13 protein-coding genes and 1 pseudogene are annotated in these 18,103 nt (G+C 65.3%); 11 read left to right on the top strand and 3 right to left on the bottom strand.

The window, feature by feature from the left end; translation table 11 throughout:
* Nucleotides 1-238 precede the first annotated feature (238 nt).
* The 7 genes from fusA (at nt 239) to AWB72_RS03815 (ending at nt 9,170) form a co-directional block, all read left to right on the top strand.
* Nucleotides 239-2,344, top strand: a complete 2,106-nt coding sequence (gene fusA, locus AWB72_RS03845) for an elongation factor G (protein ID WP_040051718.1) — start codon at nt 239-241, stop codon at nt 2,342-2,344.
* Between the two features lie 99 nt (nt 2,345-2,443).
* A complete protein-coding gene (locus AWB72_RS03840) occupies nt 2,444-2,935 on the top strand; it encodes a cupin domain-containing protein (protein ID WP_040051717.1) in 492 nt (163 codons plus the stop codon).
* A gap of 113 nt (nt 2,936-3,048) precedes the next feature.
* Nucleotides 3,049-4,710, top strand: coding sequence for an ABC transporter substrate-binding protein (locus tag AWB72_RS03835; protein ID WP_040051716.1), 1,662 nt, complete (start codon nt 3,049-3,051; stop codon nt 4,708-4,710).
* Nucleotides 4,711-4,722: 12 nt separating this feature from the next.
* Nucleotides 4,723-5,730: an ABC transporter permease gene (locus AWB72_RS03830; protein WP_040051715.1), complete on the top strand. Its 1,008-nt coding sequence runs from the start codon at nt 4,723-4,725 to the stop codon at nt 5,728-5,730.
* Entirely contained in the window at nt 5,727-6,584 is an 858-nt protein-coding gene (locus AWB72_RS03825; protein ID WP_040051714.1) for an ABC transporter permease, read from the top strand. Before AWB72_RS03830 ends, AWB72_RS03825 begins: the two co-directional genes overlap by 4 nt.
* Nucleotides 6,581-8,665 (top strand): ABC transporter ATP-binding protein, encoded by a 2,085-nt coding sequence (locus AWB72_RS03820; RefSeq protein ID WP_040051713.1) that lies wholly within the window; start codon nt 6,581-6,583, stop codon nt 8,663-8,665. The genes AWB72_RS03825 and AWB72_RS03820 overlap by 4 nt, the downstream gene beginning before the upstream one ends.
* A gap of 79 nt (nt 8,666-8,744) precedes the next feature.
* Nucleotides 8,745-9,170, top strand: coding sequence for a hypothetical protein (locus AWB72_RS03815; protein ID WP_040051712.1), 426 nt, complete (start codon nt 8,745-8,747; stop codon nt 9,168-9,170).
* A gap of 13 nt (nt 9,171-9,183) precedes the next feature.
* Here the strand turns inward: AWB72_RS03815 and AWB72_RS03810 are convergent, their stop codons facing one another.
* Nucleotides 9,184-10,029: an aldo/keto reductase gene (locus tag AWB72_RS03810; protein ID WP_040051711.1), complete on the bottom strand. Its 846-nt coding sequence runs from the start codon at nt 10,027-10,029 to the stop codon at nt 9,184-9,186.
* A 104-nt stretch (nt 10,030-10,133) separates the two neighbouring features.
* Nucleotides 10,134-10,376, bottom strand: a pseudogene (locus tag AWB72_RS03805) (aspartate-alanine antiporter-like transporter); the annotation flags it as partial.
* Nucleotides 10,377-10,871: 495 nt separating this feature from the next.
* Here AWB72_RS03805 and AWB72_RS03800 point away from each other — a divergent pair.
* Nucleotides 10,872-11,879, top strand: coding sequence for a LysR family transcriptional regulator (locus AWB72_RS03800; protein ID WP_084593004.1), 1,008 nt, complete (start codon nt 10,872-10,874; stop codon nt 11,877-11,879).
* A 60-nt stretch (nt 11,880-11,939) separates the two neighbouring features.
* Here AWB72_RS03800 and AWB72_RS03795 read toward each other — a convergent pair whose 3' ends face one another.
* Nucleotides 11,940-12,437, bottom strand: a complete 498-nt coding sequence (locus AWB72_RS03795; RefSeq protein ID WP_040051709.1) for a plasmid fertility inhibition factor family protein — start codon at nt 12,435-12,437, stop codon at nt 11,940-11,942.
* A gap of 210 nt (nt 12,438-12,647) precedes the next feature.
* Between AWB72_RS03795 and AWB72_RS03790 the strand changes: the two genes are divergently transcribed.
* The 3 genes from AWB72_RS03790 to AWB72_RS03780 are packed head-to-tail and all read left to right on the top strand — an operon-like array spanning nt 12,648 to nt 18,039.
* A complete protein-coding gene (locus AWB72_RS03790) occupies nt 12,648-13,712 on the top strand; it encodes a ligase-associated DNA damage response exonuclease (RefSeq protein ID WP_040051708.1) in 1,065 nt (354 codons plus the stop codon).
* Complete coding sequence (locus AWB72_RS03785) at nt 13,709-15,364, top strand: ATP-dependent DNA ligase (protein ID WP_040051707.1); 1,656 nt, start codon at nt 13,709-13,711, stop codon at nt 15,362-15,364. Before AWB72_RS03790 ends, AWB72_RS03785 begins: the two co-directional genes overlap by 4 nt.
* Complete coding sequence (locus AWB72_RS03780; RefSeq protein ID WP_040051706.1) at nt 15,361-18,039, top strand: ligase-associated DNA damage response DEXH box helicase; 2,679 nt, start codon at nt 15,361-15,363, stop codon at nt 18,037-18,039. The genes AWB72_RS03785 and AWB72_RS03780 overlap by 4 nt, the downstream gene beginning before the upstream one ends.
* Nucleotides 18,040-18,103: the final 64 nt, after the last annotated feature.

Below are 18,103 nucleotides of genomic sequence, written 5' to 3'. Positions count from 1 at the left end.
CCGTTGCCGGTGCAATCGACAAAGGCGCGTCCTCCGACGCGCCTTTTTTTCGTCCGCGAACGCCGTGCGATGCCGATTTCAGCGCGTCGACGCGACCTGGCAAGATTCCTGCAAAGAGACTGCCGACGCGCTATCCTGAAAAGGTTGGCGCGATGCCGCCGCGACGTTCGGCGGCGGCCGCGTGGCGACGCGCACGACCTGCGCCGCGCCGCCATGACATCTTCCACAGGAGGTTCACGTGCCCCGCAAGACCCCCATCGAGCGCTATCGGAATATCGGGATCAGCGCTCACATCGATGCCGGCAAAACGACGACGACCGAGCGCATCCTTTTCTACACCGGCGTGACCCACAAGATCGGCGAGGTCCACGACGGCGCGGCCACGATGGACTGGATGGAGCAGGAGCAGGAACGCGGCATCACGATCACGTCGGCCGCCACGACCGCGTTCTGGAAAGGCATGGCCGGCAATTATCCGGAGCACCGGATCAACATCATCGATACGCCGGGACACGTCGATTTCACGATCGAAGTCGAGCGCTCCATGCGCGTGCTCGACGGCGCGTGCATGGTCTACGACTCCGTCGGCGGCGTGCAGCCGCAGTCAGAAACCGTGTGGCGCCAGGCGAACAAGTACAAGGTGCCGCGCATCGCGTTCGTCAACAAGATGGACCGCGTCGGCGCGGACTTCTTCCGCGTGCAGCGGCAGATCGGCGAGCGTCTGAAGGGCGTCGCGGTGCCGATCCAGATTCCGATCGGCGCGGAGGATCATTTTCAGGGCGTGGTCGATCTCGTGAAGATGAAGGCGATCGTCTGGGACGACGAAAGCCAGGGCATCAAGTTCACGTACGAGGACATTCCCGACAATCTGAAGGACGTCGCGCACGAATGGCGCGAGAAGATGGTCGAGGCCGCCGCCGAGGCGAGCGAGGAGTTGCTCGAAAAGTATCTCGAAGATCACGAAAGCCTGACCGAAGACGAAATCAAGGCGGCGATCCGCAAGCGCACCATCGCGAACGAAATCGTGCCGATGCTCTGCGGCAGCGCGTTCAAGAACAAGGGCGTTCAGGCGATGCTCGACGCGGTGATCGACTATCTGCCCTCGCCCGTCGATGTCCCCGCGATTCTCGGCCACACCGAGGACGATCAGGAAGCCGAGCGTCATCCGAGCGACGACGAGCCGTTCTCCGCGCTCGCCTTCAAGATCATGACCGATCCGTTCGTCGGCCAGTTGATCTTCTTCCGCGTGTACTCGGGCGTCGTGAATTCGGGCGATACCGTCTACAACCCGGTGAAGAGCAAGAAGGAACGGCTCGGCCGAATCCTGCAGATGCACGCGAACGAGCGCAAGGAAATCAAGGAAGTGCGCGCGGGCGATATCGCGGCGGCGGTCGGCCTGAAGGAAGCGACGACCGGCGACACGCTCTGCGATCCCGACAAGATCATCATTCTCGAACGCATGATCTTCCCGGAGCCGGTCATTTCGCAGGCCGTCGAGCCGAAGACGAAGGCGGACCAGGAGAAGATGGGCATCGCGCTCAACCGTCTCGCGCAGGAAGATCCGTCGTTCCGCGTCGCGACCGACGAGGAATCCGGCCAGACGATCATCTCCGGCATGGGCGAGCTGCATCTGGAAATTCTCGTCGACCGGATGAAGCGCGAGTTCGGCGTGGAAGCGACGGTCGGCAAGCCGCAGGTCGCGTATCGCGAGACGGTGCGCAACAAGGTCGAAGGCGTCGAGGGCAAGTTCGTCAAGCAGTCGGGCGGGCGCGGCCAGTACGGTCACGCGGTCATCACGCTTGAGCCGGATCCGGGCAAGGGCTACGAATTCGTCGATGCCATCAAGGGCGGCGTGATTCCGCGCGAGTTCATTCCGGCGGTCGACAAGGGTATTCAGGAAACGCTGAAAGCGGGCGTGCTGGCGGGCTATCCGGTCGTCGATACGAAAGTGACGCTGACCTTCGGCTCCTATCACGATGTCGATTCGAACGAAAACGCGTTCCGCATGGCCGGATCGATGGCCTTCAAGGAAGCGATGCGCCGCGCGAAGCCCGTGCTGCTCGAACCGACGATGGCCGTGGAAGTCGAAACGCCCGAGGAATTCATGGGCAACGTGATGGGCGATCTCTCGAGCCGGCGCGGCATCGTGCAGGGCATGGAGGACATCGCGGGCGGCGGCGGGAAGATCGTGCGCGCCGAGGTGCCGCTTGCCGAAATGTTCGGCTACTCGACGTCGCTTCGCTCGCTGACGCAGGGCCGCGCGACCTACACGATGGAGTTCAAGCACTACGCGGAAACGCCGAACAACGTGTCGGAAGCGATCATCAACTCGAAAGGGAAATGACGCGCGCTTACCGTTGCCGGATACGCGTGTAATATCGGAAGTCCGTTGCCCGCCCGTGCTGGTGGCGGCAACGGACTTTTTTCGTCCACGGGCCGAACCATGAGCGACGCACATCACATCGACTGGCGCGAGAACGGCGTCAAGGTCATCAAGGGCGATCAGCTCGACACCAACACGCCGCAGACGCCGGGCATGCACCGCGCGGCGGCCATCAACGCGGCGCGCGTCGGCGCGCAGAAAATCTGGGCGGGCACGGTCACCATTCATCCGAACGCGAAGACCGGCGCGCACCATCACGGCGCGCTCGAAAGCGTGATTTACATCGTGCGCGGCCAGGCGCGCATGCGCTGGGGCGAGCATCTGGAATTCACCGCCGAGGCCGGTCCGGGCGATTTCATCTTCGTGCCGCCTTACGTGCCGCATCAGGAAATCAACGCGAGCACGGACGAACCGCTGCAATGCGTGCTCGTGCGCAGCGACAACGAAGCGGTCGTCGTGAATCTGAATATCGACGCAGTCGAAGAACCCGAGGAAGTGTATTGGGTCGATCCTATTCACAAGGACCCGCACAAAGACCCACACGATCATTAAAAGCCGCAGCGGAAAAACCGCATGCGGCGCGTTCCTTGCTCCCGCGCCCTGACGCGCGACGCGGGGCCTTGCCTGACGACAACGCCGGACAACTACTACACGGAACGACAACGATGACAAAGAAATCGACCGACGCGCATCACATCGACCTCGCGCGCACGCACGCGGGCGAACTCGGCAATCACGCGATCGACGAATTCAAGGCCGGCCGGCTCACACGCCGCGAACTGCTGCGGCATGCGGGCGTGCTCGGCATCGCGCTTTCGGCGGGCGGCCTCTTCGGCATGCCGGCGGCGCGCGCACAAGGCGCGGGCAAGCCGGGCGGCACCATCCGCGTCGCTCACATGACGCCGGCCGGTGCGGTCGATCCGCTCACCGTCACGGACGCCGCCGGGCTCGTGCTCATCAACCAGACCGGCGAATTTCTGATCGACGACGACAGCGAAACGCTCACGCTGCGGCCGGCGCTCGCGCTGTCGTGGTCGTCGAATGCAAAGGGCGATGTCTGGACGTTCAAGCTGCGCCCGAACGTGAAATTCCACGACGGCCAGCCGATGACCGCCAAAGACGTCGCCGCGACCTTCAACCGCCTCGCCGATCCGGGCGCGGGATCGGCGGCGCTCTCGGTGCTGAAGGGCGTGCTGTCGAAAGATTCGGCGAAAGCCACCGACGATCACACCGTCGAATTCCATCTGGATGCGCCGAACGGCAATTTCCCCTACTACGTTTCGTCCGACAACTACAACGCGGTGATCCTGCCCGCGACCTTCAGCGGCTCGTACGAGAAGTCGTTCATGGGCACGGGCGCGTTCAAGCTCGAAAAGTACACGCCGAAGGTTGGCGCGTCGTTCGTGCGCAATCCGGACTACTGGGGCGACAAGGCGCTGCCCGATCGCGTCAACTTTTCGTTCTACGCGGACCATCAGGCGCAGCTTCTCGCGATGCAGGGCCGCCAGGCCGACGTGATGGGCGACTTCACCGTGCAGGGCGGCGTCTCGCTGCTGTCGAATCCGCAGTTCAAGGTGCTGGGCGCGAAGTCGAGTTCGCATCGGCAGATTCACATGCGATGCGACACCGGCGCGTTCAAGGACAAGCGCGTGCGTCAGGCGCTCGCGCTCTCGATCAATCGCGAAGTCATCGTGAAGGGGCTGTTTCGCGGGCGCGCGGTCGTCGGCAACGACAGTCCGTTCGCGCCCGTGTTTCCGTCGAGCGATCTCTCCGTGCCGCAGCGGAAAATCGACATCGCGAAGGCCAAGCAGTTGATGAGCGAAGCGGGCGTCGCGAACGGGTTCGATGTCACGCTCACCACCGAAAAGTACATGGAGATTCCCGATCTCGCGGTCGTCGTGCAGAACGCGGCGAAGGCGATCGGCATTCGCATCACGCTGAAGGTGGAAAGCCAGGACCTGTATTACGGCTCGGGCACGTTCGGCAAGTCGGACTGGCTGGATTCGCCGCTCGGCATCACGGATTACGGGCATCGCGGCGTGCCGAACGTGTTCCTCAACGCGCCGCTCACGAGCAGCGGCACGTGGAACGCGGCGCACTTCAAGAATCCGCAGTACGACAAGCTCGTCGCGGACTTCGTCGCGGCGCTCGATGTCGCTTCGCAAAAGAAACTCTCCGGGCAAATCCAGCGCCTTCTGCTCGATGAAACGCCCGTCGTCATTCCGTACTTCTACGACCAGTTGATCGTCACGCGCTCGAACGTCTCCGGCGTGCGCTTCAACGCGATCTCGCAGATGTGGTTCGACCGCGCGACGGTATCGGCATAAATGAGGGCGTAAATGAGCACGATCACGCCGACGGCGCACGTCGCCGACTTCGCCAAACTCAAACGCATCGCGCGCTTTGTCGGCGTGCGGGTGCTGCTCGCGCTCGTCACGCTGTGGCTTCTTTCGATGATCGTCTTCGCGGGCGGCCAGCTGCTTCCCGGCGATGTCGGCCGCGCGATCCTCGGCCCGCTCGCGGATGCGCGCGCCGTCGCGGCGCTCAATCATCAGCTCGGCGTGGACAGGCCGCTTTTCACGCAATACATCGGCTGGATCACGCATTTCGTGCGCGGCGACATGGGCGAGTCCTACGCATTCCGCGCGCCGGTCGCGCCGTTCATCGGCGGCGCGCTATGGAATTCGGCGAAGCTCGGCGCGCTCGCGTTCGTGGTGGTCGTGCCGCTCGGCATCGCGGGCGGCGTGTATGCGGCGCTGCACGCGGGGCGCTTCGTCGATCGCGTCATCAGCATCGGCGGACTGACGGCGACGGTCGTGCCGGAATTCGTGTCGTCGATCGTGCTGATCCTGATCTTCGGCGTGTGGCTGCAATGGCTGCCGATCGAAGCCACCGCGCCCGCGAACGCCAGCGTGCTCGTGCAGTTCGAACATCTGATCCTGCCGGTGCTGCCGCTCGTCTTCGTGTTCTTCGGCTATATCGCGCGAATGGCGCGCGCCGGCACCGTCGAAGCGCTCGACGCCGACTACACGCGCACCGCCATCCTCAAGGGCTTGCCGCGCCGCGTCGTGATCTTCCGTCATGTGCTGCGCAACGCGCTCCTGCCGACGGTGACCGTCGCCGCGACGCAGCTCGGCTACATGATCGGCGGGCTCGTCGTCGTGGAGACGCTGTTCCACTATCAGGGCATCGGCTCGCTCATCTACAACGCCGCGAAGGCCAAGGATTTTCCGATGCTCGAAGCGGGCGTGCTGACCATCGGCGTGATCTACACGGCGGCGAACCTGATTGCCGATGCGCTCTATGTCGTGCTCAATCCGCGGCTCCGAACCGGAGGTTCGCGATGAGCACCGCGACCGCTTCCGCCCCGAAACCGCGCCGCTTCGAAGCGCTCGGCGCGCTCCTGCGATCCGGCACGTTCGACTTCGGCGTGCTGATCCTGCTGTTCTGGGTGGCGTGCGCGCTCTTCGGCCACTGGCTCGTGCCGGTCGATCCGTACGCGTCCGACCCGCTCAACTCGCTCTCGCCGCCTTCCGCCGATCACTGGTTCGGCACGGACCAGCTCGGCCGCGATGTCTTCGCGCGCGTGATCGTCGGCTCGCGCGACATTCTCACCATCGCGCCGCTCGCGACGCTCATCGGCACGGCGTCGGGCACGGCGATCGGCTTGATCGTCGGCTATTTCGGCGGCTGGGTCGATGCGGTCATCGGCCGGATCACCGATGCGCTGCTCGCGCTGCCGCTCGTGATCGTCGCGCTGCTCGCGCTCGCGGCGGTCGGCGCGAGCAACGCGACCGTGATTCTCGTGATCGGCCTGACCTTCGCGCCGATCACCGCGCGCACCGTGCGCGCTGCCGTGCTCGGCGAGCGCCATCTCGATTACGTGCTCGCGGCGCAGCTTCGCGGCGAGAACGCGTTCTACATCATGTTCGCGGAGATCTTGCCGAACGTGCTGCCGCCGATCGTCGTCGAGGCGACGGTGCGGCTCGGCTACGCGATCTTCGCGGTCGCGACGCTCTCCTTTCTGGGCTTCGGCATCCAGCCGCCGTCCGCCGACTGGGGCCTCGCGTTGTCCGAAAGCTATACGCTGATGGCGGGCGGCGCGTGGTGGACCGTCGTGTTCGACGCCGCCGCGATCGCGTCGCTGGTGGTCGCCGTCAATCTCGTCGCGGATGCCGTTCAGGGAGTGCTCGACCGATGAACGGACCGCCGCCATCCGCATTTCCCGCGTTCGGCGCGGCCAAGGGCGATCAGGCCGACGCGCTCGCGGTCGTCGGCCTGACCGTCGCGTACCGCTCGCGCGGGTCCGAGCGCGAAGTGCTGCAGGACGTCACGTTGCGCGTGCGGCGCGGCGAAACGTACGGGCTCGTCGGCGAATCGGGCTGCGGCAAATCGACGGCGGCGCTCGCGATGCTGCGCTACCTGCCGCGCAACGGACGCGTGAAGGCGGGCCGCATCACGATCGGCGGCCGCGATGTCGCCGCGCTTCCCGCCGACGCGCTGCGCGACCTGCGCGCGAACGCCGTATCGATGGTCTATCAGGACCCCGGCCGCGCGCTGAATCCGTCGCTGACCATCGCGCGGCAGGTGTCCGAAGCGTTCGAAGCGGCGGGCGTATCGGCGGACGAAGCGCTCTCCCGCACCGCCGACATGCTGCGCCGCGTGCGGATCGCGTCGCCGGAACGGGTGATGGACAGCTATCCGCATCAGTTGTCGGGCGGCATGCAGCAGCGCGTGGTCATCGCGATGGCGCTCGCGTGCAATCCCGAATTGCTGATTCTCGACGAACCGACGACCGGCCTCGACGCCACCGTCGAAGCCGAAGTGCTCGATCTGATCGCGCAGTTGCGCGCGGAGACGGGCACGGCGGTGCTCTTCATCAGCCACAACCTCGCGGTGATCGGGCGCATGTGCGACCGCGTCGGCGTGCTGTACGCGGGCAAGCTCGTGGAAGAAGGCGCGACCGCCGATGTCTTCGCGAAGCCGCGTCATCCGTACACGGTCGGCCTGCTGCGCTGCCTGCCGACGCGCGGCCGCAGCAAGGCGCACGGCCGTCTCGACACGATTCCGGGTTCGCTGCCGCTGCCGGGATCGGTGGCGCAGGGCTGCATCTTCGCGCCGCGCTGCAAGCTCGCCGACGAGCGATGCGTGAAGGACGCGCCGCCGCCGTATCGCGTGGCGTCGCTCAATGGCGACCAGATGGCGCGCTGCCATTATCACGAGCGCGCGCACAGCTTGCCGCGATCGACGGCCGAAGCGCCCGCGCCCGTCGAATGCGGCGGCGACGATCCGGCGTTCGCGTTGTCCGCGCGCAATCTCTCGAAAACGTTCCGGGTCGGCGACGAAGACGTGCGCGCCGTGCACGATGTCTCGCTCGATCTCGTGCAGGGCGAAACGCTCGGGCTGGTCGGCGAATCGGGCAGCGGCAAGACCACGCTCGCGAAGCTGCTGCTCGGCCTCGTCGAGCCGGACAAGGGCGCGACGCTCGAACTCGACGGCAAGAATCTGCCCGAGCGCGTCACACGGCGCAGCGGCGAGCAGGTGAAGTCGCTGCAGATCGTGTTTCAGAATCCCGATTCGGCGCTGAACCGCGCGCATTCGGTGCGGCGGCTGATCGCGCGGTCGCTCTCGAAGCTCGCGGCGCTGCGCGGTGAGGCGAAGGAAGCGCGCCTGCATGCGCTGACCGAAGCCGTGCGCTTGCCGGAGCGCTATCTCGGCTCGCGCACGCGGCAGCTGTCGGGCGGACTGAAGCAGCGCGTGGCGATTGCCCGGGCGTTCGCGGGCGATCCGCGCGTCGTCGTCTGCGACGAACCGACGTCCGCGCTCGATGTGTCCGTGCAGGCCGCGATCCTCAATCTGCTCGCCGATCTCCAGCGCGAGCGATGCGTGAGCTACGTGTTCATCTCGCACGACCTGAACGTGGTGCGCTATCTGTCGGATCGCATCGCGGTGCTGTATCTCGGGCGCATCATGGAGATCGGCCGCGCCGCCGATGTCTTCGACGGCCCGCAGCATCCGTACACCGAAGCGTTGCTCTCGTCGGCGCCGTCGCTCGACGAAGCGCACGCGGCGAGCGCGCGCATCCGCCTGTCGGGCGACTTGCCGAGCGCGGCGAATCCGCCTTCGGGCTGCGTGTTCCATACGCGATGCCCGCGCAAGATCGGCGACATCTGCGAGCGGGAAGCGCCGCCCTGCCGCGACGCAGGCAACGGCCACGCGATTCATTGCCACATTCCCGTCGATGAACTGCGCGCGCTGCAATCGCAGGAAACGGCGGCTTAGCTTGCCTGAAACGACGCATGCCGGAACCAAAGAAGCGCGCGCGCCTCTCATCGGAACCACAACAATGAGGACGCACCCGATGAAACTCGCTCTCTCGCTCGCCGCTTCACTTGCCGCTTCGCTCACGCTTTGCGCCGCCGTCGCTGCCCACGCACAGTCGACGCCGAAGCCCGCGCCCGGCGCATCCGATCCGTCCTTCTCCGCGTGGTCGCTCGCGCAGCAATGCGGCCAGAAGAGCGACAACGCCGCGCAGGGCCAATGCGTGGGCGCGGTGCGCGGCATCGTGCGCGGATATCAATACGGGGTGCTGTTCCTGTCGCAGCGCGCGTCGCTGGCGGATGCCGACACGAAGCGCGTTTCGCTGTGCCTGACGAACACGCAGGTATCGTCCATCGTCGATGACTTCCTGGCCGACGCCAAGCAGGTCAACGAAGCCGATCTGCGCCGCACGCCGGCGGAAGTCGCGGTGCTCGGCTCCGTGCACGCGCATCACGCGTGCTCGTGAGCGGCGCCGGCGCTTAGAGCATCTCCAGCCCGCGCTTTCTGGTCGGCGGCTTGAACTGCTGATCGATATCGGCCAGTTCTTCCGCCGACAATCGGATGTCCAGCGCCGCGCGATTCTCCCGCACGTGGGCGACGTCCGCGGCCTTCGGTATCGCGAAGACGCCGGGCTGCTGGAGCACCCACGCGAGCGCCACCTGAAACGCCGACACGCCGCGCGCCGACGCGATTGCTTCCAGCGCGCCGCCGCGCGGCAGACGCGCGTGATCGACGGGGCTGTACGCCATCGCGGGCAGCCGATGTTCGCGCAGCCACGGCAGCAAATCGAACTCGGAGCCGCGCCGCGCGACGTTGTACAGAATCTGGTCGGTCGCGCAGGCATCGCCGCCATCGAGCGCGAAGAGTTCTTCCATGTCGTCCGTATCGAAATTGCTGACGCCCCAATGGCGAATCTTGCCGTCGCGTTTCAGCTTTTCGAAGCCCGCGACCACGCCCTGCAAGTCCTCGCCGCCGCGCCAGTGCAACAGATACAGATCGATGCGATCGGTCGCCAGCCGCTTCAGGCTGCGCTCGCATGCGGCCTGCACGCCGCGCTCGCTGCCGTTGTGCGGATACACCTTGCTGACGATGAAAATGTCGTCGCGCACATCGCCGAGCGCCTCCGCGATGAGCTGCTCGCTCTTGCCGTCGCCGTACATCTCGGCGGTATCGATGAGCGTCATCCCCAGCTCGACGCCTTCACGCAGCGCGGCGATCTCCGCCTTTCGCGCGCTCGGGCGCTCGCCCATTTCCCATGTGCCTTGACCTAGCTTCGGAATCGCTTCGCCGTCCGGCAGATGAACGGTGGATACGGTGTTCGCCATGAAGAGCCTCCTTGTTCGCCCGCCGATTATGGCGCAAGGAGCAGGATCGAACCTTCATACCAGCCCGCCGCCGAACGCCGGATTCGCGCTGCGCGAGCCGGGAGCGGTTCGCCGGTGAAGCCGAGGGCGAAAATGAAAAGCGCGAGCGCGATGTTTTTCAGATCCGGCGATACGCGCGCGCCGCTTTGCCCGAGAAGCGGCGCGACGATGAGCGTGCCGCAAACACCGCCGAGTTGAATTGGCCCGAACTTCAGCGGTCCGATAAAGAAGCCTAATGCCAGGCTGTCAAATAGTGCTATTTCTGGCTGTGCCGCGAGCCAGATGCCAAAGCATCGTGAAAACCCTATCGATTCCCCATTATGGCGCGCATTAACGGTCGCGCTGAAATGCTAGTGAGCCACCTCCTACTCAGCACCTTGGAATCATTTTTGTTCACCGCCGATATAGCACTTATCGTCCGTGGTAAAGCAATAGCATTTTACGCCACTAATTCGAAGAACCAGGGGCGTCTAATTAAGCGGATTAACCATTAATCGAACGAGCGCTTTGATCTGACGTTAAGCATTGAGAAAACGCTCTCAGTCATGCAATTTGCTGCGTCAAGGCGGAAAATTTAACTACATCTCTACCTCTCACGAGAACAAGACACTTATAAGAGCCGTTTAAGGTGATACACCAACCCCATTCGGCAACTATTCCCACACGTTGATGATTTGTTATTCTGATATTGCAAAATCTTCAAGGCGTCAATATTATGCGTGTAAGCATCTCAAAAAGTGGGCGTTCCACCCGGGGCCGTGCAGCACCCACTTCAACGCGGCACAACCTGAGAGGGCAACACAATGAATCAAATTCATGCAATGCGCGTCTTTGTTCGCGTCGCGGACACGGAGAGTTTTCGGCGTGCCGCACAGCAACTCGACGTTTCAAATGCGCTTGTCACGCGCGCAATTGCGATGCTCGAAGCGCACCTTAGAACCCGGTTGATTAACAGGACGACTCGCAATCTCTCTTTGACTGAAGCCGGCACGCGTTATTTGGAAGGCTGCCGCGCTTTACTCGAAGAACTGGATCACCTCGAATCGGCAGTCACGCATACTGAAGGGGAACCGAGCGGCACGCTGCGCGTGGTGGCGTCGAGCGCATTGTCGCTGCTCACGCTGACGCCGCTCATCGACGGTTTCCGCAAGCTGTATCCGAAGGTGAACGTGCGTCTAACCCTGGCCGAACGTCACGTCGATCTTGTCGAAGACGGTTACGACGTCGGCATCGTCGCCGCGTTCATGGTGACGAGCACGGCGCTCGTCGAGCGGCCCATCGGCGTGAATCCGCTGATACCGGTCGCGACGCCCGAGTTCGTGGCCGAATACGGCATGCCCGCCGCGCCGTCCGACTTGCAAACCATGCCGTCCGTCGGGCTGCCGAACGACATACGCAGTTCATCGTGGCACTTCCGACATCGACACGGACCATCGGAACAGGTGACGCTGACACCGGTCTACTCGGTCAACAGCGCGCTGATGGTCCGGCTCGCGACCCTGCGCGGCATGGGCTTTTCGGTGTTGCCCGAAGGCATCGTGGCGAACGATCTCAACGACGGCACCCTCGTGCGTCTTTTGCCCGAGTATTCCGTCGACGATCCGGAGATGAAGCTGTCGATCGTCTATCCGGGGCGCCAGTATTTGCCCGCGAAGACGCGCTTTTTCATCGACTATGCGCTGGAAAAGCTCACCAAGGAGATCAACACCGGCACGAGCAAGCCGGACGAGATCTTCCGCCAGCCGCCGACCGGCTTTCAGCCCGCCGCTGCCAATGGCGGCGCCGTTGCCGGCGCGGTGAGGACGCACTGACGCGCGCGTGCGGCTCGCTTCGGGCCGCACTCGTGACCCGCACGAGCCGCACGAGCCGCGTCAGATTTCGCCGTATTCCGCGCTCGACTCGCCGGGCGCGGCGCACATCGCGCGCAGCAGATCGGCTTCGCGCTCGTGCACTTCCACCGGCATGCACAGCGCGCCCGCGTGCGCCAGATATCGCGCGCGATGCTGCCCGTTGCGAAACGCGACGACCCCCTCCCGATGCACGCCCAATAGTCCCAGCAGCCCGCCCGAGCGCCGCGCGGTAATGGTCACGTACGGCATCTCCGGCACGCGCGGATTGTCGGGATCGAGAAACTCGCGGATGCCGCGGACCTTGCCCGCGTGCCAATCATCGACGGCCTTGAGCACGTAATCGGTGTCGTCGCGGTCGGCGCATTGCAGCAGCTTCCTCACGTCGACGAGCACAACCTGATGGCGCGAACCGGCATTGGCGAATACCCGCTTCAGACGCACGAAGTCGTACTGCGGGTGACTTCTCAGCCTGACGATCCAGACCGCTTCCGCTGCGGTCGGCGCAACCATCGTGTCCATGTTCAGCACCAGAAATACCGTATAACGGCGCGCTTCAGATCAACTGAACCGCGCGACACGATGCGCATCCATTAGCACATCGATAAAACAAACTTTTACACCGTAGCCGCTCTTCGTGAAAGCGGCATGACGGGCATGTGACGTGCTTTGTTGCCTCAATTGGACACTTCGAGGAGCAACGTGCAGGCAACACAGCGAGCACGACGACCCGTGGACATTTCTTCCGATCTCATCGTCGCGCGTCCCGAAGGCTTGTATTGCCCGCCGGGCGGCTTTTATATCGATCCGTGGCGGCCCGTCGAGCGCGCGGTCATCACGCACGCGCACGCGGATCACGCGCGCTTCGGTCATGCGCGCTATCTCGCGGCCGAAGCCGGCGTGAGCGTGCTGCTGTCGCGGCTGCCGGGCATCGACGTGCAGGGTTTGCCTTACGGCGAAACCATCGACGTGAACGGCGTGCGCGTCTCGCTGCATCCGGCGGGGCATGTGCTCGGCTCGGCGCAAGTGCGCGTGGAGCACGGCGGGCGCGTGTGGGTCGCATCGGGCGATTACAAGGTCGAGCCCGATCCGACCTGCGCGCCGTTCGAACCCGTGCGCTGCGATACCTTCATCACCGAATCGACGTTCGGCCTGCCGATCTATCGATGGGAGCCGTCGCACGCCGTGTTCGACGGCATCGATTCGTGGTGGCGGCACAACGCGAGCCAGGGCCGCGCGTCGGTACTCTTCTGCTATTCATTCGGCAAGGCGCAGCGTCTGCTCGCGGGCATCGACGCGGGCATCGGGCCGATCTTCTGCCACGGCGCGGTGGAACCGCTCAATCGCGCGTATCGCGAGGCGGGCGTCGCGCTGCCGGACACGCGTCTCGTGAGCGAGATCGCCGCGCGCGACAAGGCCGCGTTCAAGGGCGCGCTGATCGTCGCGCCGCCCTCGGCGCAAGGCAGCACGTGGATGCGCCGCTTCGGCGATTACAGCGACGCCTTCGCCTCCGGCTGGATGCGCCTGCGCGGTACGCGGCGCCGCAAGGGTGTGGATCGCGGCTTCGTGCTGTCGGATCACGCGGACTGGCCGGGCCTGCAACTGGCGATCGGCGCGACGGGCGCGGAACGCGTGATCGTCACGCACGGCCAGATCGATTCGATGGTGCGATGGCTCTGCGAACAGGGCCTCGATGCGGGCGCGTTCAAAACCGAATACGGCGACGACGCGATCGAAGCCGATGCCGTAGCCGACACGGCTGCAAGCGAGCCGACCGTGGAGACGCCATCGCCATGAGACGCTTCGCGACGCTCTATGCCGCGCTCGACGCGACGACATCGACCAACGAAAAGCTCGAAGCGCTGATCACGTATTTTTCGGGCGCGGAACCGGAAGACGCGGCGTGGGCGTCGTATTTCCTCGCGGGCGGCAAGCCGCGCCAGTCGGTGCCGACGCGCCTCATGATCGAATTCGCCCGCGAGCGCGCGGGCTTGCCGGAGTGGCTTTTCGAGGAGTCGTATCAGGCGGTCGGCGATCTCGCCGAAACCATCGCGCATGTGCTGCCGCCGCCCGAACGCGAGTCGGAACTGGGACTCGCGCAATGGATCGAGGATCGCGTGCTGACACTGCGCGGCGCAAATCCGGACGAGTTGCGCGAGCGGCTCCTCGGCTACTGGAACGAGCTGAACTGGAGCGAGCGGTTTCTGCTCACGAAGCTGATCGGCGGCGGCTTTCGGGTGGGCGTCGCGCGGCAACTGGTGGTGCGCGCGCTCGCGGAAGTGGCGGGCGTCGATCACAAGCGCATCGCGCAACGCATGGTCGGCTGGACCGATTCGCGGCAGGCGCCGAGCGCCGCGCGCTATCTGCGGCTCGTCGCGCCCGCTGCCGAAGGCGATGACGTCGACACGCCGCACGAAAGCGATATCGGCTTGCCGTATCCGTTCTTTCTCTCGCATCAGTTGCAGGCCGATCCGGCGACGCTCGGCGCGCCCTCCGACTGGATCGCCGAATGGAAGTGGGACGGCATTCGCGCGCAACTGGTCAAGCGCGGCGGCCGCGTGTGGATCTGGTCGCGCGGCGAGGACCTGCTGACGGAGCGCTTTCCGGAACTCGCGTCGCTGGGCGCGGCGCTGCCGGACGGCACCGTGATCGACGGCGAGATTCTCGCGTGGGAACCGGGCGCGACCATGCCGTTGCCGTTCGCGCGCCTTCAGCCGCGCATCACGCGCAAGTCGCTGACGAAGAAGGTGCTCGCCGATTCCCCCGCCGCGCTGCTCGCCTACGATCTGCTCGAAGCGGATGGCCGCGATCTGCGCACCGAGCCGCTGCATGCGCGCCGCGCGATGCTCGATGCGCTCGCGAGCGATCTTGCCGTCGATCTGCTGCGCGTGTCGCCGGTGGTCGAGGCATCGGACTGGGCGGTGCTCGCCGCGTTGCGCGAGGAAAGCCGCGCGCGCGGTGTCGAAGGGTTGATGCTGAAGGAGCGCGCGTCGATGTACGGCGTCGGCCGCACGAAGGCGTCGGGCACGTGGTGGAAGTGGAAGATCGATCCGTATTCCGTCGATGCCGTCCTGCTCTACGCGCAGCCCGGCCACGGACGGCGCGCGAGCCTCTACACGGATTTCACGTTCGCCGTCTGGGACGAAGCCGATGGCGTACGCACGCTCGTCCCGTTCGCGAAGGCTTACTCCGGGCTCACCGACGAAGAAATGCGCAAGGTCGATGCCATCGTGCGCAAGACGACCGTCGAAAAGTTCGGGCCGGTGCGCAGCCTCACGCCGACGCTCGTCTTCGAGATCGGGTTCGAGGGCATTCAGGCGAGTCCGCGGCACAAGTCGGGCATCGCGGTGCGCTTTCCGCGCATGCTGCGCTGGCGCACGGACAAGTCGATAGAAGATGCGGACACGCTCGATCTGCTCAAAGGATTTCTCAACGAGGCGACGGCATGAGCGCCTCGGACGAAGCCAGCGAAGCCGACGAAGCCAGCGCGCACGACATCGCGAACCGCGCACGACGCCGCGCGCCCCGCCCGCGCCGCGTCCCGCGCACGCAGGCCGCGCAAGCGAAACTCGATGCCGCCGCCGAGCTGTTCAAGCCCGCGCCTTTCGTCTACGACCCGATCGAAGCCGCGAAGCCGATGCCCGATCGCATCGCGCGATGGTTCGGCGAACGCGGCTGGCAGCCGTTTCCGTTTCAGCGCGATGTCTGGCGCGAAGTCGAACGCGGCGCAAGCGGCCTCCTTCACGCGACGACCGGCGCGGGCAAGACGTGGGCGATCTGGCTCGGCGCGCTGGCCGCATTCGCCGGACCGCCGAAGCCGAAGCGCGGCAAGCGAACCGCCGAAGCCGAAGCAAACGCGGACAAAGCCCCGCTCCCCGCGCCGCTGACCGTCCTCTGGATCACGCCGATGCGCGCGCTCGCCGCCGATACCGCCCGCGCGCTGCAAACCGCCGTCACCGCGCTGTCCGTGCCGTGGACCGTCGGCTTGCGCACCGGCGATACATCGTCGACGGAACGCGCACGGCAAAACCGCCGCATGCCGTCCGCGCTCGTCACGACGCCCGAAAGCCTCACGCTGATGCTCACGCGCGCCAACGCTCGCGAGGAGCTATCGCATGTGCGGCTCGTCGTCATCGACGAATGGCACGAGCTGCTCGGCAACAAGCGCGGCACGCAGACGCAACTGGCGCTCGCACGCCTTTCGCGCTGGCGTCCCGAATTGCAGGTCTGGGGCTTGTCCGCGACGCTCGGCAATCTCGCGCTCGCGCACGACGCGCTCTTGCATTCCGTGGCGACGCCGCGTGTCGTCGTGCGCGGCGCGCAGCCGAAGACGCTCGTCGTCGATACGCTGATTCCCGACACCATCGAGCGCTTTCCGTGGGGCGGGCATCTCGGCGTGCGTCAGGTCGGGCCGGTCGCCGATGAGATCGAGCACGCGCAAAGCTCGCTCGTCTTCACGAACACGCGCTCGCAGTCGGAAATCTGGTATCGCGCGCTGCTCGATCTGCGTCCCGAATGGGCGGGATTGATCGCGCTGCATCACGGCTCGCTCGACAAGGAAGTGCGCGACTGGGTCGAACTCGGGCTGAAGAACGGGCAACTGAAGGCGGTGGTGTGTACGTCGAGTCTCGATCTCGGCGTCGATTTTCTGCCGGTGGACCGCGTGTTCCAGATCGGCTCGCCGAAGGGCGTCGCGCGTCTGATGCAGCGCGCCGGACGATCCGGCCACGCGCCGGGCCGCGTGTCGCGCGTGACGATCGTGCCGACGCACGCGCTCGAACTCGTCGAAGCGGCAGCGGCGCGCTGGGCCATCGAAGAGCATCGCATCGAAGGGCGCGACATGCCGCTCAAGCCGCTCGACGTGCTCGTGCAGCATCTCGTGACGGTGGCGATCGGCGGCGGCTTCACGGCCTCCGACATGCTCGGCGAAGTGCGCACGGCGTACGCGTATCGCGATCTGACGCAGGCGGAATTCGACTGGGCGCTCGCGTTCGTGGAGCGCGGCGGCGCGTCGCTTTCGGCGTATCCGGACTATCACCGCGTCGTCGCGGGCGATGACGGCGTGTATCGCGTGCCGCGCGAAGACCTCGTGCGACGGCATCGGAACAACGTCGGGACGATCGTCGCCAATGCGACCATCAACGTCTCATACATGACCGGCGGACGCATCGGCGCGATGGAGGAATCGTTCATCTCGCGCCTGAAGCCCGGCGATGTCTTCACGTTCGGCGGCCGCGCGCTCGAACTCGTGCGCGTGCGGGACATGACCGCTTACGTGAAGCGCGCGACCTCATCGCGCGGCGCGATGCCGCAATGGGCGGGCAGCAAGATGCCGCTGTCGTCCGAACTGGCGGAAGCGGCGCTCGTGATGCTCGCGCGCGCGAACGACGGCATCTACGACGAGCCCGAAATGCAGGCCGTCAGGCCGCTGCTCGATTTGCAGGCGAAGTGGTCCGCGCTGCCGGGGCCGGGCGTGCTGGTCGTCGAGGCGGTGCGTTCGCGCGAAGGGCATCATTTTTTCTGCTATCCGTTCGCGGGACGCATGGCGCATATCGGGCTGGGATCGCTGATCGGCTGGCGCGTGGCGCGCGATCAGCCGAGCACGTTTTCCATTTCGATGAACGATTACGGCTTCGAGCTGCTGTCGGCCAAGCCGTTCGACTGGGAAACGCTGATCGCCGACGGCCTCTTCTCGCCCGAGAATCTGGAGCACGACATTCTCGCGAGCCTGAACGCATCGGAATTGTCGGCGCGGCGCTTTCGCGAGATCGCGCGCGTGTCGGGGCTCATCTATCAGGGTCATCCGGGGCAGCAGAAAAGCGCGCGCCAGTTGCAGGCGTCGAGCGGGCTTTTCTACGAAGTGTTCCGCAAGCACGATCGAGACAATCTGCTGCTCGCCCAGGCCGATCAGGAAGTGATGCTGCAAGAGTTGGAAATGCGTCGTCTGCGCGATGCCCTCGTGCGCATGAGCGAAAGCCGGCTCGCGTTCACGCATCCGAAGAAGCCGACGCCGTTCGCGTTTCCGCTGATCGTCGCGCGGCTGCGGGAGAAGGTGAGCACGGAGAAGCTGTCGGACCGCGTCGAGCGCATGCTCGCGGATCTGGAGAAAGCGGCGGGCATGTAAGCGGCCAGTTTCACATTCCATCGAAAGACTTCCGGTCGAATGCGCGGCTACGCTGCTGCGCGTT

This window comes from Caballeronia concitans, from assembly GCF_001544615.1.
GTDB classification, from domain to species: Bacteria; Pseudomonadota; Gammaproteobacteria; order Burkholderiales; family Burkholderiaceae; genus Caballeronia; species Caballeronia concitans.
The sequence above is the reverse complement of the archived record's forward strand: the minus strand, read 5'-3'. Positions and strand labels throughout refer to the sequence as shown.

Coding starts and splice junctions, on each gene's coding strand:
- AWB72_RS03840 (WP_040051717.1), top strand. CDS start 2,444: ATGAGCGACGCACATCACATCGACTGGCGCGAGAACGGCGTCAAGGTC.
- AWB72_RS03835 (WP_040051716.1), top strand. CDS start 3,049: ATGACAAAGAAATCGACCGACGCGCATCACATCGACCTCGCGCGCACG.
- AWB72_RS03830 (WP_040051715.1), top strand. CDS start 4,723: ATGAGCACGATCACGCCGACGGCGCACGTCGCCGACTTCGCCAAACTC.
- AWB72_RS03825 (WP_040051714.1), top strand. CDS start 5,727: ATGAGCACCGCGACCGCTTCCGCCCCGAAACCGCGCCGCTTCGAAGCG.
- AWB72_RS03820 (WP_040051713.1), top strand. CDS start 6,581: ATGAACGGACCGCCGCCATCCGCATTTCCCGCGTTCGGCGCGGCCAAG.
- AWB72_RS03815 (WP_040051712.1), top strand. CDS start 8,745: ATGAAACTCGCTCTCTCGCTCGCCGCTTCACTTGCCGCTTCGCTCACG.
- AWB72_RS03810 (WP_040051711.1), bottom strand. CDS start 10,029: ATGGCGAACACCGTATCCACCGTTCATCTGCCGGACGGCGAAGCGATT.
- AWB72_RS03800 (WP_084593004.1), top strand. CDS start 10,872: ATGAATCAAATTCATGCAATGCGCGTCTTTGTTCGCGTCGCGGACACG.
- AWB72_RS03795 (WP_040051709.1), bottom strand. CDS start 12,437: ATGGACACGATGGTTGCGCCGACCGCAGCGGAAGCGGTCTGGATCGTC.
- AWB72_RS03785 (WP_040051707.1), top strand. CDS start 13,709: ATGAGACGCTTCGCGACGCTCTATGCCGCGCTCGACGCGACGACATCG.
- AWB72_RS03780 (WP_040051706.1), top strand. CDS start 15,361: ATGAGCGCCTCGGACGAAGCCAGCGAAGCCGACGAAGCCAGCGCGCAC.